Consider the following 15,640-nt stretch of genomic DNA (forward strand, 5'->3'; position numbering starts at 1 on the left):
CGTTGACGGCGCAAGTGAATTGCGCCTACGCCTACGCGGCGGCAAGCCATGCCGACGCATGGCTTGCAGAGCATTTTCAAAAGCAAAATGCTCTAAAAACGATCATAAGGCCTTCGGAAGCATGCCCAAGCCCATCGGGGCCGACTTCACACAACCCGCATAGGAGCCGCCCATGGCCGAGCGCATCGAAGATATCACCATCAATTATGAAGAGGACGGCGAGCAGGTCGTCAAGGAACTGGATAAGGAAGTGCTCACCAAGGGCGCCTGGACCACCATCCTCTTCCGTTACCAACAGCTCGACCGCAAGACCGGCGACTGGGGCAAGACACAGTATTCCATACGACGCTACCGCAAGGTCCAGGGCGAGTACCGCTCGCAGTCCAAATTCAACATTTCGAGCGCCGACCAGGCCAAAAAGATCATCGAGACTTTGACCCTCTGGCTCGGCAAGGAAGAGCAGGCTTAGGCCCATGGCGGTTCTCAGCGCGCGTGGCGTGCTTCTGGCCTTCTCGGGCCAACCGGTGCTGGACGGCGTGAACCTGACTCTGGAGGAGGGCGAGCGAGTCTGTCTGCTTGGCCGCAACGGCGCGGGCAAGTCATCGCTCATGGCCATCCTGGCGGGCCAGGCGAAACCCGACAGCGGCGAGGTGCATCGCGCCCAAGGTCTACGCACGGGCCTGTTGCCCCAGGACGTCCCGCCCGACCTGGGCGGAACGGTTTTCGAGGTAGTCACCTCGGGCCTCGGGGAAAAAGGCGAGTTGGGCCGACGCATGGCCGAGCACCATCGCCTTGCCCGCGAGCTTGCGGCCAATCAGACGGATGCGGCCCTGACAGCCAAGTTGGCCCTGGAGTTGACCAAGCTCGAACGCGCCCTGGAAGCGGCCGGCGGCTTCGAGGCCCTGCGCCAGGTCGATACGGCCGTATCCAAGCTCGGCCTGGACCCGGACGCGGAGTTCACGACCCTTTCCGGCGGATTGCAGCGCCGTACCCTGCTGGCCCGCGCCCTGGCCGGTGACCCGGATGTGCTCTTCCTGGACGAGCCCACGAACCACCTGGACCTGGATTCCATCGCTTGGTTGGAAGATTTCCTTCTGCGCCGGCGCGGCTCGCTATTTTTTGTGACCCACGACCGAGCCTTCCTGCGTCGCCTGGCCACGCGCATAGTAGAGCTGGACCGCGGTCAGCTCACCAGTTGGGCTTGCGATTACGACACCTATCTGGAGCGCCGGGCCGCGCAGCTTGAGGCTGAATCCTCGGAGCGGGCCAAGTTCGACAAGAAGCTGGCCCAGGAGGAAGTCTGGATTCGCACGGGCATCAAGGCCCGCCGCACGCGCGATATGGGCCGTGTGCGCCGCCTGGTGGATATGCGCCGCGAGCGGGCCGCGCGCCGCGAGCGCGTGGGCTCGGCTCAACTGCTGGCCCAGGAGGCTGATCGCTCGGGCAAGCTGGTTGCCGAGCTGGAGCATGTCAGCTTCACCTATGACGGCCGTCCGGTCATCCAGGACCTGACCACTGTGGTCACGCGCGGGGACAAGCTTGGCATCATCGGACCCAACGGCGCGGGCAAGACAACGCTGTTGCATTTGCTTTTAGGCCGTTTGCAGCCAACCAGCGGCACGGTGCGCCTGGGCACGAACATGCAGGTGGCCTATTTCGACCAGCTGCGCGCCGAGCTGGACCACGACAAAAGCGTCAAGGACAACGTGGCCGGCGGCAACGATCAGGTCATTGTGAACGGTCAACCCGTGCACGTGCTCGGCTGGCTGCGCAACTTCCTGTTCTCGGCCGACCGCGCGCGCATACCAGTGCGTTTGCTCTCGGGCGGCGAGCGCAACCGGCTGCTGCTGGCCAAGCTCTTTGCCCGGCCCTGCAACGTGCTGGTCATGGACGAGCCCACCAACGACCTGGATCTGGAGACCCTGGAGCTTCTGGAGGATCTGCTGGCCGACTTTTCCGGCACGCTCCTGCTGGTCAGCCATGACCGCGCCTTCCTGAACAACGTGGTCACCTCCACCCTGGCCTTTGAGGGCAATGGCCGGGTGGTTGAGTACGCCGGCGGCTACGACGACTGGCTCAGCCAACGCCAGGCGACCTCGCAAGCCAAGTCGGCGGCGCAGCGGGTCCCGGATGACGAGGCCGCGGCCAAATCAGCCGCCTCGCGCGGCCCGCGCAAGCTGAGCTTCAAGGAAAAGGCCGAAGCCGAGACCAGGCGCAAGGAACTGGCTGAGCTGCCGGCCCGCATCGAGGCTCTTGAAACCGAACAGGCCGAACTCAACGCGCGACTGTCCTCGCCTGATTTGTACAGCGATCCCCAATCCGTGCAAAAGGTCCAGGCGCGCATGGCCGAGATCGAGTCAGGCCTGGACAGAGCCCTGGCCCGCTGGGAAGAGCTGGAGTCGGCCCAGAAGGTTTTCGATGCCGCCCTGGCCAGCGGCGAGGTACGCGAATAGCCGCCGTGACGAACGCCTTCCGCTCCCAAGGCAGACTCGCCGACATCATGGCGCATAGCCCGGCCGTGGCCGTGGCCTGGGCCGACATTCGGCGCGAGCGCGTTCTGTTCGTCTCGGACAATGCAGGCCGCCTTGGCCTGGACGCCGAGGCCCTTTTGTCCGGCAGCCTTTCCCTGGTCGAGCGAATCCATCCCGAGGACGCCCCGCGCGTGCGGGCTCTGACCGAGCAGGCCCTGGCCCTGGGTCGTTCAGAGCTACGCTTGGAGTATCGACTCGTGACCCCGGACGGCCGAATCGTGCGCGTGGAGGAACTGAGCCGCTTCGAGTGCGGAAGCGGCTGCGCCAGGCTGGAGGGGCTGCTGCTGGACGTGACCACGCGAGAAGCTCATGGCTACGGTGCCCGACCTCAGCCCGAGCGTAGCCAACTGGCCGTAGTGGATGATCTGTCCGAGTTCGTGGGCCGTTTCCTGGCTGACGGCACCATCACCTTTGTCAACGATGCGCATTGCCGCTTCTTCGGCGTGCCGCGCGAGTTTCTGCTGGGCCAGAACCTCTTCGCGCTGGTTCCCGCCCCCGAAAGCACATGGCTGCAGGACCATCTGAGCACGCTAACACCCCAGCAGCCCGCCAGCAGGACGCGCCGAGTCATACCTATGCCCAACGGCGGAGAGCGCTGGGTGGAGTGGGTGGAGCGCGCCTTCTTCGATAGCGAAGGCAAAGTGCAGGAGTACCAGTCCGTGGGGCGCGACGTGACCGCCGAGGTCACTTCACGGAAAGAGCTGAACGAAGCCAACACGCTGCTCACGGCCATTGTGGAAAGCGTGCCCACGCCAGTCTATATTCGCGACACCGAGCACCGCTATCGCATCATGAACCCGGCCTATGCCCGCTTCTGGGGTTTGGAGCCCTCCGACTGCCTGGGCAAGACTCCTCATGAATTCTTGCCGCGCGAGGCCGCCGACATCATCGTGGCCGGCGATCAGGCTGTCCTGAGCACGCTCAGACCCCAGGAGGCTGAAGAGCCCTTCTATCCGAACGGCGAGGAGCGCATCCTCTGGTCACGTGAGGTGCCCCTGTGCGACAAGGACGGGAAGCCTTGGGGCATATGCGGCGTGGTGATGGATATCACCGAGCGCCAGCGCATGGAGTCCGAGTTGGAGGATGCCCGGCAAGGCTTGGAGGTGCGCGTGGCCGAGCGGACCCGTCAGCTCCGTGAAGCCAACCGGCGCCTTTCGCGCGAAATCGCCGAGCGCCTGGCCGCGGAGCGAGAGCAGCGTCTGCGCCAGGAGCAGTTGCGCATCATCTTGGACAACCTGCCTTCGCACGTCTACGTGCGTGATGCCCAGGGCCGCTACCTGCTCATGAACCGCCAGTATGAGCGTTTCTGGGGCCTCGACAGTGGCAGCGCCTTGGGTCGCACTCCCTACGACGTGCTGCCGGCCAAGGTCGCGGAAAAGATCCTGGCCGACGATGAGCTGATCCTGTCCGAAGGTCGGCCGCTGACCCTGGACGAAACCTTCCAGCGCGCAGGAAGGTTGCACACCTTTCTGACCTGCGAGGTTCCGCTGCTGGATTCCCAGGGCAGGGCCTATGCCGTGTGCGGTGTATGCACCGACGTGAGCGAGCGCAAGCGCATGGAGGCTGCCCTGGGCGAGAGTGAGCGCATCTTGCGCGGCCTGATCGACGCGATTGGCCAAAGTCTGGTGCTTCTCGATCCGACGGGTCGGTTACTGGCCATAAACAAGACGTGCCTGGGCAGGATGGGTTATTCGGAGGCCGAGGAAGTACTGGGCACCTGCCACTTCGACCATATGACCAGTGAAGAGGCTGCCCAGCGCCGGGCCATGTTGGAGCGTGTGCTGTCTTCCCGTCGACCTTGTCATGAACGGATGCATTTTCGGAGCGCGCTCCACAAAACGTCTTTTTATCCCTTTTTTGATGAGGCCGGCCAAGTTTCCAGCGTGGCAATCTACTCCGAGGACATCACTCACGAAGTCAACTTGGAGCGGCAGCTGAGGCGCGCGCAGCGCCTGGAGGCCGTAGGCACTTTGGCCAGCGGCATCGCCCACGAATTCAACAACATGCTGACTCTCATCATGGGCTTCGGCGAAATGGCCTTGGAAACTTCGCACGAGAAGTCGGACTGCCTGCTGCAGGTCTTGCGCACGGCGGAGCGGGGCAGGGACATCGTGCGCCAGATGCTCACCTTCAGCCGTGGCGACGATCAGCCCCGGATCCCCCTGAATATCGGTTCGACCGTGCGCGAATGCCTGGACCTCCTGCGGGCGACCTTGCCGCGCGACGTGCGCCTGGAGTCCAGCCTGCCCGAGAGGCCTCTGTGCGTCCTGGCCAACGCCACCCAGATCCATCAGCTGCTCATCAATCTGGTGTCCAACGCGGCCGACGCCATGCGCGGGCAGGACCCGACCGGCGGCATCATCCGCGTGGAGCTGGCCCATTGTCCGGAGGACAAATCCCGGACAGATTCGTCGAGGCTCCTACCGGGAGAGCATGCGCGGCTCAGCGTGTCCGACACCGGGCCGGGCATGGCCGCCGATGTCCTGGAGCGCATTTTCGATCCTTTTTTCACCACCAAGGAGCCCGGCAAAGGCACGGGCCTTGGCTTGGCCGTAGTTCACGGTATCGTCCAGGCCATGGATGGGGTCATCATGGCCGCCTCGAAGCCCGGTCAGGGCGCCTGCTTCGACATCCTCCTGCCATTGGCAACTGTCGGCTTCTCCGAGCCCGGCCAGCCATAATCCTCTTTTGCAGAACAAAACAACGACTCTCTAATTCCGCACCTGGGCCTTTTCCTGTATGCACTGATATGGATCGGGACTTTCCCGCCTGGCTGTCGCAACGTAGCCATGGCAGGAAGCCAAAACGCTTACAGGAGGGTGCCCATGCAACGCCATCTCGCGATTTTGTTTATTCTTGCCCTGAGTCTGTCCATGGCTGCGGGCTGCGGTGCTTTAGTCGCCGGCGGCGCGGCGGCCGCCGGGACCTATGTCTACACCGAGGGTCGGCTCCAGCAGCAGTATGATGCGAACCTGGACCAAGCCTTCCAGGCTAGCCTTGCCGGAGCCAGGGATGCGGGACTGAAGGTGACCGAGCAAAACAAGGAAGTGGCCGAGGCCAGCATCCGAGCCGAGCAGCAGGACGGCTCGCCCGTGTGGATCACCTTGGAGTCATTGGACCAGAACAAGACCCAGGTTTCCGTGCGCGTGGGCTATACTGGCGACGAGCAGGCCTCGCGACGCATCCAGGAGGCCATTGCCAAAAGGTTTTAGGCTGTTCTGACGTGGACCTGGCAGGCAAGGCCGCCCGGAGTTAGGCATGTGAAACAGGACAAACCAGGGAGGGCATCATGTTCAAACGTTTTGCGGGATTCGTGGCTTTGGCGGCGTTCACCCAATGCTTGATCGGATGTGCTGCCGTGGGGGCCCTGTTGGGGCTGGCCGCCGTGGGAGCCGGAACTTATATCTACGTCGACGGTAAGCTGCAGCGTGATTATGAAGCGCCGCTCGACAGGGCCTACGAGGCCAGCCTGGAGGCGGTCCAGGAATTACGGCTCGAGCTGACGGAGAAGAGTAAGGACATCTCGGAGGCGCAGATTCGCGCTAAGGACAACGAGACATCCATCTGGATCGGACTTGAATCCTTGGAGGCCAACAGGACCAAAATTTCCGTGCGCGTAGGCTACACCGGCGACGAGCAGGCCTCGCGGCGCATCCACGAGGCCATAGCCCGCCGGCTGGGTGTCAAGGGCTCCTGACGTCAGGACGGGCAGGCCGCCTTCGTCAAACGCGGCGCTAGCCGGTCCTGAAAGCGGGCTGGCTAGCGCAGGGTTTCGTCGCGGGTGCGGGTCAGGGTCTGCTCCGTATCCTCGATGAACAGCTCCACATCCATGGGCGAGATTTTCAAGATGCGGCCTGCGACCCGGCCTTTGATCTCGCCGCCTTCACTTTCGGTGAAACGCAGCTCGAACATGATGGGCTGCTCGTCGCCCATGCCGGGATGGCCGTAGAGATAAATGGCCATGGAATCAAGCGTGCGATCGCCCTGGTCGACCATGGCCTTGGGGCCGCCATGGAAGACCATGTGCCGCCCCAGCTCCTGGAATACCAGCTCCATGAGATCGGGATCGTCCAAAAGGAAAAAAGTGCCTTTCGCCATTGCGTGCTCCGTGCTCTGGTGTGGTTGCGGCTACAGCCTGCGCCCCTAGGCTGGCAGCCGTAGCCCCGCCTGCTTACGCCAAGGCGGCGGCCGTGTCCACGGCTTGACCGAAGGGCGCAGGGCCGGTAAGAGACCAAGCCGGAACCCATAGTAATTTCTGCAGGCTTCTTGCGCTCCCGGATTGGGCCATGCCGATCACGGGCTACCTGTATTTACAAGGCAGCGGGAAGGAAACTCATGTCCATGCTGGCCTATCCGGCCGTATTTCTGCTGGCAGGTTTCGGCCTCCTGCATCTTGGTTTGGTCACGAGCGGTCTCGCCGTGATCTTTGGGGCCTTGCCGTTGATCCTGACGGTAGTTGGCGTCGGCCTGGCTTGGCGTTTCAACCGATCCGGGGCCGTGTTCGCCTTTCTTGCCTTGGGCCTGACCTACCTGGTTGGTGCCTGGGTGCCATTGGGCATGGCCGTGGACGCGCCGGAAGCTCAGGCTGTCCTGGCCATCCTGGCTTTGGTCCTGCCGCTCAATTTCGTACTGGCCGCCGCCATCGGCGATCGGGGCGTGCTCACATTCAGGGGAATCCTGCAGCTTCTGCTCCTAACCGGCGAATTGACTACCGTATTCATTCTGGTGCGCGTCTCCCTGTGGCTCGGTGGGCCGGAAGGCGCGGCCAGCTGCAATAGAGCCGTGGCCGGGCTGCTTTCGTCGAATTTCCTCCCTGTTGAGGCCACGACCTGGATCGGCCTGCCTCTGTCGGGCATCGTGGCCGTGCAATTTGCCCTGCTATTCTTCCTCTATCGAACCTTGCGCGACCGCTCGCCCCTGGATATCGGCTTCGGCGGCGCGCTGCTTGCCGCGGCCATAGGTCTCGGCTCGCGCACTCCCCAGGCCGTTGATGTCTATTTCACCGCTGCGGGTCTGACTCTGCTGTCGTCCATCTTCATGGATTCATACCGCATGGCCTTCCTGGATGAGCTCACGGGCCTGCCCACGCGCCGCGTGCTCAAGGCCGATTTCAAGAAGCTGGGCGGCGGATATGCCGTGGCCATGGTCGACGTGGATCACTTCAAGAAGTTCAACGACACCTATGGCCATGACGTGGGCGATCAGGTCCTGCGCATGGTCGCCTCGCGGCTGTCCAAGGTCACGGGCGGCGGTAAGGCCTATCGGTACGGCGGCGAGGAGTTCACCGTGCTGTTCCCAAAGCTGGGCAAGAAGGCGGCAAGGCCTCACCTTGAGGCCTTGCGCGAATCAATCGAGCAGTCCGGCTTTAATTTGCGCGGGCAGGACAGACCCAAGCAGAAGCCCGAGAATCCCAAGCGGCCAGAGAAGCCAAAAATCGTATCGGTGACTGTATCCATCGGCGCCGCCGAGCACGGTGCTGCCAACGCCACGCCAGACGAAGCCATCAAGGCCGCGGACAAGGCCTTATACAAAGCCAAGAAGAACGGCCGCAACCGCGTGGAGTTGGGTTGAAGCCAAGGCAGTGAGCCGTGTTGCCCAGGCTTAGGCCGCGCCGCATGCTCAAAAGGAAGGCCTAATGACAGCACTGCTCGTGATCGACATGCAGGCAGGCCTTTTTTCCGGCCCGGCGAAACGCCATGACGCCGAAAGCGTGATCGAACGCATCAATGCCCTTATCGGAGCGGTGCGGGCAAGCCGTGGCCGCATCATCTTCATTCAGCATAACGGACCTGCGGGGGATGATCTCGAACCCGGTGTTCCAGGCTGGGACCTGTTGCCCATGCTGGACCGGGAAGCGTCCGATATGGTGATACGCAAGGAAGCCTGCGACGCGTTCTATCGCACGAGCTTGCTCGCTGCCCTGCGCTCCCTTGGCGTGGAGCGGCTCGTCGTGACCGGCTGCTGCACCGACTTTTGCGTGGACACCACCATCCGCTCCGCCGCTAGCAAGGATTTCCAGATCATCGTGGCGGCGGACGGCCACACGACTGCCGACAGGCCGCATCTGGATGCGGCCGCCATCATAAAGCACCACAATTACATGTGGGAGAATCTCATCCTGCCTGGGCGGCCCGTGCGGGTCGAGCCCACGGCGGCGATCCTGAACAGCCTATAGCAAAGCCAATGAAATGCGCGGAATCAATGGCGCATTCATCCGAAGCAGGGCTTGGTGGTGGAGCGTGGGGAGGATAAGATTCTTCCCGGCGCTCATGCTGGCGTTGTAAGCCCCTGCCGAAGCGTTTGAGAGGGAAGCTGGCAGGCTACTTCCTGTAGAACTCCGGCACGAAGAGCACGATGACGGTGTAGATCTCCAGTCTGCCGAGGAGCATGCACCAGAGCAGCACCCATTTGGCGAAGGTGGGCAGGTGGGCGTAGTTTTCCGCCGGCCCGACCGAGCCCAGCCCTGGGCCGATGTTGCCGATACAGGCCAGCACGGACGTGAATGAAGTCATCAGGTCCACGCCCGACGCGGCCACGAGGAACACGGACAGGAACAGCAGCCCCAGCCAGAGCACCGAGAAGCCCCATACGCCCCCCATAACGTCTCCAGGCACCACGCGACCGCCGAACTTGACGTGCACCACGGCCCGCGGATGGATGAGCCGGATGATCTCCTGGTAGGATTGCCGCAGCAGCAGAAGGATGCGCATGCATTTCATGCCGCCGGCCGTCGAGCCAGCCGAGCCGCCGATGAACATGCACAATAGCAGGATGGCCTGCGTCAGCGCCGGCCAGACCTCGAAGTCCGCCGTGGCGTAGCCCGTGGTGGTCAGGATCGAGGCCGTTTGAAAGGCGGAGTCCAGGGCGGCCCTGGGCAGGTTATCCTGCCCGCCGCTTAAGGTCAGGCTCACGGTTATGATGGCGAAGAAGGCCAGGAATATCGCAAGGTAGAACTTGAGTTCGGGATTTCGCCAGACGTCGCTCAGCCTGCCTTTGAGAGCCAGGTAGTGCAGCGTGAAGTTGACGCCGGCCAGGAGCATGAAAACCGTGATGACGAGCTCTATGTAGGCGCTTTGATAGTAGCCGATGGAAGCGTTCTTGGTGGAAAAGCCTCCCGTGGCCACGGTTCCGAATGTGTGGCAGAGCGAATCGAAGAAGTCCATGCCGCCGAGCATGAGCAGGACCGTCTGGGCCGCGGTGAGCAGCAGGTAGACCTTCCACAGGACCGCGGCTGTATCCTTGACCCGGGGCCTGAGCTTGTCCGGCGTCGGCCCTGGAACCTCGGCCTTGTAGAGCTGCATGCCGCCGATGCCCAGGAAGGGCAGGATGGCCAGAGACAGCACGATGATGCCCATGCCGCCCAGCCAGTGGGTCAGGCTGCGCCAGAAGAGCAGCCCGCGCGGCTGGACCTCGATGTCCGTGAGCACGGATGCTCCGGTAGTCGTAAAACCCGACAGGGATTCGAAGAGGCAGTCGGTGAAGTTGCCGAAGGTTCCGGCGAAGTAGAACGGCAGTGCGCCGCACAGGCCCGCCGCTATCCAGGCCAGAGCGGTGATGGCCATGCCCTCGCGGTGGCTCAGCGGCGCCCTGCGGCTGCGCTCCCGGAATGCCAGGAGCAGGGTGGCCCCGGCCATGCAGGTCAAGCCGGCGGACAGGGCCAGGGGCATGAGGCCGCCCTCGCCATAGTACAATGAAAAGCCCAGGGCCGGGAGCATGGACAGCCCCACGCAGGCCATGAGCGCGCCGGTGACGAAGAAGATGAAATCCCAGCGCACCGGGGCTCCTTAGCGTTTTCCGGCCAAGACCCGCTCTACCTTGGGCAGGGCCTGGCGGGAGGTCAGAACGATGACTCTGTCCTGGGGCTGTATGACGGTATCGCCGTGGGGAATGACGACCTCGCCCGCGCGCACAATGGTCAGCAGCAGGGCCTCCCGGGGGAATCTGACGCTCTTGAGGGGCCGCCCCACGATATCCGAGCCCTCAAGGGCCAGGGCCTCCATGACCTCGGCGTCCTCGCCCTTGATTGATACCGTGGAGATGATTCTGCCGCTGCGGATGTGCCTGAGAATGGAGTGGATGGCCGAAAGCCGGGGGCTGACAATGTTCTCGATGCCCATGGCCTGCACGAGGCGGATGTAGGCCAGCTTGTTGACCCGCACCACGGCCCGTTTGGCTCCCAGGCGGCGAGCCAGGAGGGTTGTGAGGATGTTCGTCTCCTCGTCGCCGGTCAGAGCCATGACCATGTCCATGGCTCCGACGTTTTCCTGGGTCAGGATTTCGTGGTCCGTGCCGTCGCCGTGCAGCACGATGGTCCGGTCCAGGATCGCCGAGAGTTCCAGGCTACGGTCCATGCTCTTCTCCACGAGCTTGACGGAGATATGGCGCTTCTCGAGCTCCCTGGCGAGCCGCAGGCCGATTTTGCCGCCGCCCACGATCATGATGTCGCGGATGGGTTCGACCCGGCTGCCGAATATCTCCATGACCTTGTTGAGGTCCTTTTTTTCGCACACGAAATAAACCAGATCGCCCTGAAACAGGCGGTCGGTGCCTCGGGGGATGATGAGCCGTTCCTCGCGCAGCACGGCGGCCACGATGACCCTGACTCCGCCCGTGAGTTCAGGGAGCTGCATGAGGTTGATGCCGCATAAGGCGCTTTCGGCCGGCAGGCGCTTGCCGACCATGCTGATGCGTCCGTCGGCGAATTCGTTGACCTCGACCGCGCCCGGCGCGCTCACGATGCGCAGGATGGAGTTGACCACCTCCACGTCGGGATTGATGACCAGGCTGATGTCCAGCAAGCCGTCCCGCCCCAGGTAGGAGGAATACTCCTCGTTGCGGATGCGGGCCACCTTGAGAGCCTTGGGCGCGATGCTTCTGGCGAAGAAGCAGACGATGAGGTTGGCCTCGTCGCTGTCGGTGACGGCCAGCAGGATATCCGATTCCTTCAGGCCTGCCCGCTCCAGCACGCCGGGGCTCGACCCCGAGCCCTCCACGGTCTGCACGTCAAGGTGCTCCGACACGCGCTTGAGAGCCTCGGGGTTTTTATCGACGACCACGACTTCCTTGTTTTCGAAGGCAAGCCGCTCGGCGATATGAAAGCCGACTTCTCCCGCGCCGACAATGACGATCCGCACCACTGAACTCCTTTGAACATGAATGGCCGGACCTTACAGTCGAGCTGGCCGCAACGCAACCGGGTCAGGCCGGGCCTGTCCCGGCAGCTTAGCGGATGTCGGCGGTCTGTCTGCCGGAACTCAGCCCGGAGTCAGGCAGGATATTATTCGCTCCAGTCTCGTGAAGTCGATGGGCTTGGCTAGAGCAGATTGCTTTTAAGACGCCCGCTCCGGCGTTGACGGCGCAAGTGAATTGCGCCTACGCCTACGCGGCGGCAAGCCATGCCGACGCATGGCTTGCAGAGCATTTTCAAAAGCAAAATGCTCTATATGCTCGTTCATGCCCGCGCCCAGAATGCGCTCGCGATCCCCGGCATGGTGGCGGGGAGTCGGAAAAGTACCGGAGCAGTCAGCTCCATTCATGGGGTGGTGGGTGTTTGGGCCTTTACCCCAGCGCGCACGATCAGCCAGACTCCCGTAAGCATCATGGGCAGGCACAGGATCTGTCCCATAGTCAACCAGTCCAGGGCCACGAAGCCCAACTGCACGTCCGGCTGGCGGAAGAACTCGGCCAGGAAACGGAACAAGCCGTACAGCAGCAGGAACATTCCACTCACGGAGCCTCGCGGCCTGGGTCTGCCGGAGTACAGCCACAGGATGACGAACAGGACCAGGCCTTCCAGCAGGGCCTCGTAGAGCTGGCTCGGGTGGCGCGGAATGCCTCCGGCCGCGGGATCGGGAAAGACCATGGCCCACGGCATGTCGCTGGGCCGGCCCCACAGCTCGGCATTGAGAAAGTTGCCGATACGGCCGGCCAAGAGGCCCGGCGGGGCCAGTGGCACGATGAAGTCTCCAACGGCCAGCGGGTGCAGGCCGTGCCGCCAGGAGAACAGGAATATGGCGCAGGCTACGCCGATGAGCCCGCCGTGGAAGGACATGCCGCCCTGCCAGAAGGCCAGGATGTCCAGCGGATGGCGCAGGAACCAGCCCGCGTTGTAGAACAGGACATAGCCGAGGCGCGCGCCCACGAGCAGGCCCGCGAGAATCCAGGTCAGCAGATCGCTGAATTGAGCCTGGTTCAGAGGCGCCCACGGCAGCTTGGCGCGCCGATTGCCCAGAAGCCAGGCGGCGGCGAAGCCGGCGATATACATGAGCCCGTACCAGCGAATGGTCAGTGGGCCAATGCGCAGAGCCACGGGATCAAATTCCGGAAGGATGATCATGCGTTCGATGCTCCAGGGTATCGTAAAATCTATTTTGCCGGGCTTTGCTTGGGTGCTCCGCCGAACAGCCCGTCCAGAGGCGCGGGCTCTTCCTCGCATGCATCGCCGGTGGCATAGTCGCAGCCTTCGTCGCGTGAGGCCGGATCGCCGTCCTGGACTTTGTCGTCAGATTGCGCCTTGAAAGCGGTCAGCAGAAGTCCGGGTGCGGAAGTGAACACAAAGGGTACGCTGCTGGCCCCGGAGCGGGCCAGAAAGGACTTGTTGCGCAGGGAGGCGGCCCTGATGGCCAATGCCTGGGACCAGGAGGGTTGCGAGCCGGCTTCGCCTGCCAGGCTGAAACAGGCCTCCAGGGCCTTGGACAGATCGCCGGAGCGGAACATCTCTTCGTGGAAGCGATGAATGCCGGCCAGGTCTCCATCATCCTTGGCCACGGCATACAGCGCCAGATCGCCTTGCAGACCGGGGGGCTGCGTCAAATCCTGGACCACCAGTCGGCAGGCCGGGCAGCTTGGGGAGAAGAAGACCTTAATGGCCGCATCTGCGCTGCCGTAGGCAGGTACCGGCGAGAGCTGATCTCGGAAGACGCCTGCTAGGGCTGCCACGAAAAGCACGGCCCAGATCGCCGTGACCTTGGCCAGAAGGGGCTGTTTCCGCAGGAGCAGCACGGCCGTGACGCCGAGCAGGCTCGCCACCACGAGACAATTCACACAGGGCACGGTAACCGCCTGCACGCCGAGCAGGGCGCTGTCTATGACAAGGCCGGCCAGAAGGGCGACCTTCAGAGCCCAGGAGAGTTGACCTCGCGGGCGCTGAAAAGAAAGCAGGGCAGTCAGGGTCAGGAAATAGGTCGCGCCCAGCCAGTACAAATCGATGCCCAGCAGCTTGGTGCCTTGAAATACGGAGCAGCCCTCGGTGACACAGAGGGCTTCGGTCAAACCAAGGGCCGCCAGGATACAGAAGGCTGCGCCTGCCAGGGAAACGAGGATTGCTGCTGTCCGCTGCATATTGTCGCCTGCTCCTTTGAGAGCACGTTGCGGTCGTCTTCCTCGGACGGCATTGGGCCGCCCAAAGTCGCTTGGCCTTAACAGGCTGTAAACATGGCCGCAAGGGCGGGTTTGTAAAAAAATGTCTTTGCCGACCTGAATACGTAAACCATCGAGAAAGGATGTGGTTGCGGCTTCATGCAGGAATTGCAAGCTATTGCAAGCGAGCATAGGACCGTTAATCAGATGCCTGTCCGGCTGTCATGTATGTAAGGGGGGGTTTACGAGACGGCCCGACTAGGCGATTGTACAGCCCAAACCCCAATGGCCGAAACGCGAGTTTCGGGTACTATTTCGGTCGATCACTGCATGTCGGCCCAAGGATCATGGATAGATCATGTCGTTTGACCGCCGAGCCAAGATACTCGTGGTGGACGATGACGAAGGTGTATGCGAAGCCCTTCGGCTCATCCTGGAGGATTCCTGCGGCCGTCATCAGGTGACTTGCGCCAGGGACGGCGTTACGGCCGTGGAGATCGTGCGCCGGGATACCTTTGATCTGGTCTTTCTGGATCTGGGACTGCCCGGCATGGACGGCTTCGAGACCCTGCGGCGTCTTAAGCACCATGACGCGGACCTGGATGTGCTCGTCGTCTCGGGCACTGACAAGGCTCGAGAAGCCGTGGAAGCTCTGCGCGGCGGAGCCCTGGAATATGTAACCAAGCCCTTTGACACGCAGCGCATCATGCCCCTGGTGGACGACATCCTGGGCCGGCGTTTTCGGGCCGAAGACTCCGCACGCCGGGCATCTCCAAAGCCTGGAGAGGGTCGCCGGCGTATCATCACCCAGGCCGAGAGCATGCGCGCCGTGTTGAGCCAGGTGGAGAAAGTCGCCGCTGCGGACTGCAGCGTGCTCATCACCGGTGAAAGCGGCACGGGCAAGGAGCTGGTGGCCGAACTAGTGCACTCGCGCAGCCCGCGCAGCTCAGGCCCATTCGTGGCCGTGAACTGCGCGGCCATCCCCGGCGAGCTTTTGGAGAGCGAGCTGTTCGGGCACGAGAAAGGGGCTTTCACCGGAGCCTACGCACGGCGCGTGGGCTTGTTCGAGCAGGCCCATCGCGGCACGCTCTTCCTGGACGAGATTTGCTCCCTGCGCATAGACTTGCAGGCCAAACTTTTGCGGGTGCTGCAAGGCCAAGCCTTCACCAGGGTCGGCGGCAGCGAAACCGTGCGAGTCGATGCCCGTCTGGTCGCGGCCTCCAACGCCTCATTGACGGAGCTCATGCGTCAGGGCCGTTTCCGGGAGGACCTCTACTATCGCCTGAGCGTCATTCCCATCCGCCTGCCGCCGCTGCGCGAACGTCCGGGCGACGTGGCCCTGCTGGCCGAACACTTCCTGACTCGCCTGTGCGAGAAGCATGGCAAGACCATTCCGGGCCTCTCGCCCAGCGTCATGGCCGTGCTGGGGCAATACCCTTGGCCCGGAAATGTGCGCGAGTTGCGCAACTTCATGGAGCGCACGGTGCTCCTGTCGGACGAGGGCAGGTCCGTGGATGAGCGCGACCTGCCCATGGACCTCCTCTTTCCTCGCGTGTCGCTGCAAACGGAGCAGTCTGCAGTCCACGATGAAGGGCTCATGCGCGCCCGCGAGGAGTTCGAGCGCCGCTACATCCTGCGCTGCCTTGAGCTGTGCTCCTGGAACCAGGCTGCGGCGGCCCGTCTGCTCAGGATTCACCGCAACACGCTGCTCAAGCGCATGAAGACCCTGGGCATCACCGCCAATGAATAGG

The 15,640-nt window shown here is 63.0% G+C and carries 13 protein-coding genes; 8 read left to right on the top strand and 5 right to left on the bottom strand.

The window, feature by feature from the left end:
* Nucleotides 1-172 precede the first annotated feature (172 nt).
* The 5 genes from H585_RS0114200 (at nt 173) to H585_RS0114220 (ending at nt 6,228) form a co-directional block, all read left to right on the top strand.
* On the top strand, nt 173-469 hold the full coding sequence (locus H585_RS0114200) for a hypothetical protein (RefSeq protein ID WP_027368293.1): 297 nt from the start codon (nt 173-175) through the stop codon (nt 467-469).
* 4 nt (nt 470-473) lie between these two features.
* Nucleotides 474-2,453 carry an ATP-binding cassette domain-containing protein gene (locus H585_RS0114205; protein WP_027368294.1) on the top strand — a complete coding sequence of 660 codons (1,980 nt, stop codon included), beginning with the start codon at nt 474-476 and terminating at the stop codon, nt 2,451-2,453.
* Nucleotides 2,454-2,458: 5 nt separating this feature from the next.
* Complete coding sequence (locus H585_RS0114210) at nt 2,459-5,212, top strand: PAS domain-containing protein (protein WP_027368295.1); 2,754 nt, start codon at nt 2,459-2,461, stop codon at nt 5,210-5,212.
* A gap of 144 nt (nt 5,213-5,356) precedes the next feature.
* Nucleotides 5,357-5,743 carry a DUF3568 domain-containing protein gene (locus H585_RS0114215; protein WP_014258513.1) on the top strand — a complete coding sequence of 129 codons (387 nt, stop codon included), beginning with the start codon at nt 5,357-5,359 and terminating at the stop codon, nt 5,741-5,743.
* 77 nt (nt 5,744-5,820) lie between these two features.
* Nucleotides 5,821-6,228: a DUF3568 domain-containing protein gene (locus H585_RS0114220; RefSeq protein WP_027368296.1), complete on the top strand. Its 408-nt coding sequence runs from the start codon at nt 5,821-5,823 to the stop codon at nt 6,226-6,228.
* Between the two features lie 62 nt (nt 6,229-6,290).
* Here H585_RS0114220 and H585_RS0114225 read toward each other — a convergent pair whose 3' ends face one another.
* The gene (locus H585_RS0114225; protein WP_027368297.1) at nt 6,291-6,629 is read right to left on the bottom strand and encodes a hypothetical protein; all 339 of its coding nucleotides are present in this window, start codon (nt 6,627-6,629) and stop codon (nt 6,291-6,293) included.
* A gap of 237 nt (nt 6,630-6,866) precedes the next feature.
* Between H585_RS0114225 and H585_RS0114230 the strand changes: the two genes are divergently transcribed.
* Nucleotides 6,867-8,102: a GGDEF domain-containing protein gene (locus tag H585_RS0114230; protein ID WP_027368298.1), complete on the top strand. Its 1,236-nt coding sequence runs from the start codon at nt 6,867-6,869 to the stop codon at nt 8,100-8,102.
* A 64-nt stretch (nt 8,103-8,166) separates the two neighbouring features.
* A complete protein-coding gene (locus H585_RS0114235) occupies nt 8,167-8,706 on the top strand; it encodes a cysteine hydrolase family protein (protein ID WP_014258509.1) in 540 nt (179 codons plus the stop codon).
* Nucleotides 8,707-8,851: 145 nt separating this feature from the next.
* Here the strand turns inward: H585_RS0114235 and H585_RS0114240 are convergent, their stop codons facing one another.
* The 4 genes from H585_RS0114240 to H585_RS0114255 form a co-directional block, all read right to left on the bottom strand.
* Nucleotides 8,852-10,306: a TrkH family potassium uptake protein gene (locus tag H585_RS0114240; RefSeq protein ID WP_027368299.1), complete on the bottom strand. Its 1,455-nt coding sequence runs from the start codon at nt 10,304-10,306 to the stop codon at nt 8,852-8,854.
* A gap of 9 nt (nt 10,307-10,315) precedes the next feature.
* Complete coding sequence (gene trkA, locus H585_RS0114245) at nt 10,316-11,665, bottom strand: Trk system potassium transporter TrkA (protein ID WP_027368300.1); 1,350 nt, start codon at nt 11,663-11,665, stop codon at nt 10,316-10,318.
* A 398-nt stretch (nt 11,666-12,063) separates the two neighbouring features.
* Nucleotides 12,064-12,867, bottom strand: coding sequence for a prolipoprotein diacylglyceryl transferase (gene lgt, locus H585_RS0114250; protein WP_027368301.1), 804 nt, complete (start codon nt 12,865-12,867; stop codon nt 12,064-12,066).
* Nucleotides 12,868-12,896: 29 nt separating this feature from the next.
* Nucleotides 12,897-13,871 carry a vitamin K epoxide reductase family protein gene (locus H585_RS0114255; RefSeq protein ID WP_027368302.1) on the bottom strand — a complete coding sequence of 325 codons (975 nt, stop codon included), beginning with the start codon at nt 13,869-13,871 and terminating at the stop codon, nt 12,897-12,899.
* Between the two features lie 376 nt (nt 13,872-14,247).
* Here H585_RS0114255 and H585_RS0114260 point away from each other — a divergent pair, with 376 nt between their 5' ends.
* Nucleotides 14,248-15,639: a sigma-54-dependent transcriptional regulator gene (locus H585_RS0114260; RefSeq protein ID WP_027368303.1), complete on the top strand. Its 1,392-nt coding sequence runs from the start codon at nt 14,248-14,250 to the stop codon at nt 15,637-15,639.
* The last annotated feature ends 1 nt before the right edge of the window (nt 15,640 follow it).

Origin of the sequence: Desulfocurvibacter africanus subsp. africanus DSM 2603 (assembly GCF_000422545.1) — a bacterium.
Classification (GTDB): Bacteria; Desulfobacterota; Desulfovibrionia; order Desulfovibrionales; family Desulfovibrionaceae; genus Desulfocurvibacter; species Desulfocurvibacter africanus.

Bases quoted from the DNA above. Each gene is read 5' to 3' on its own strand.
- H585_RS0114220 (WP_027368296.1), top strand. From the start codon at position 5,821: ATGTTCAAACGTTTTGCGGGATTCGTGGCTTTGGCGGCGTTCACCCAA.
- H585_RS0114215 (WP_014258513.1), top strand. From the start codon at position 5,357: ATGCAACGCCATCTCGCGATTTTGTTTATTCTTGCCCTGAGTCTGTCC.
- H585_RS0114200 (WP_027368293.1), top strand. From the start codon at position 173: ATGGCCGAGCGCATCGAAGATATCACCATCAATTATGAAGAGGACGGC.
- H585_RS0114235 (WP_014258509.1), top strand. From the start codon at position 8,167: ATGACAGCACTGCTCGTGATCGACATGCAGGCAGGCCTTTTTTCCGGC.
- lgt (WP_027368301.1), bottom strand. From the start codon at position 12,867: ATGATCATCCTTCCGGAATTTGATCCCGTGGCTCTGCGCATTGGCCCA.
- H585_RS0114230 (WP_027368298.1), top strand. From the start codon at position 6,867: ATGTCCATGCTGGCCTATCCGGCCGTATTTCTGCTGGCAGGTTTCGGC.
- H585_RS0114260 (WP_027368303.1), top strand. From the start codon at position 14,248: ATGTCGTTTGACCGCCGAGCCAAGATACTCGTGGTGGACGATGACGAA.
- H585_RS0114225 (WP_027368297.1), bottom strand. From the start codon at position 6,629: ATGGCGAAAGGCACTTTTTTCCTTTTGGACGATCCCGATCTCATGGAG.
- H585_RS0114205 (WP_027368294.1), top strand. From the start codon at position 474: ATGGCGGTTCTCAGCGCGCGTGGCGTGCTTCTGGCCTTCTCGGGCCAA.
- H585_RS0114255 (WP_027368302.1), bottom strand. From the start codon at position 13,871: ATGCAGCGGACAGCAGCAATCCTCGTTTCCCTGGCAGGCGCAGCCTTC.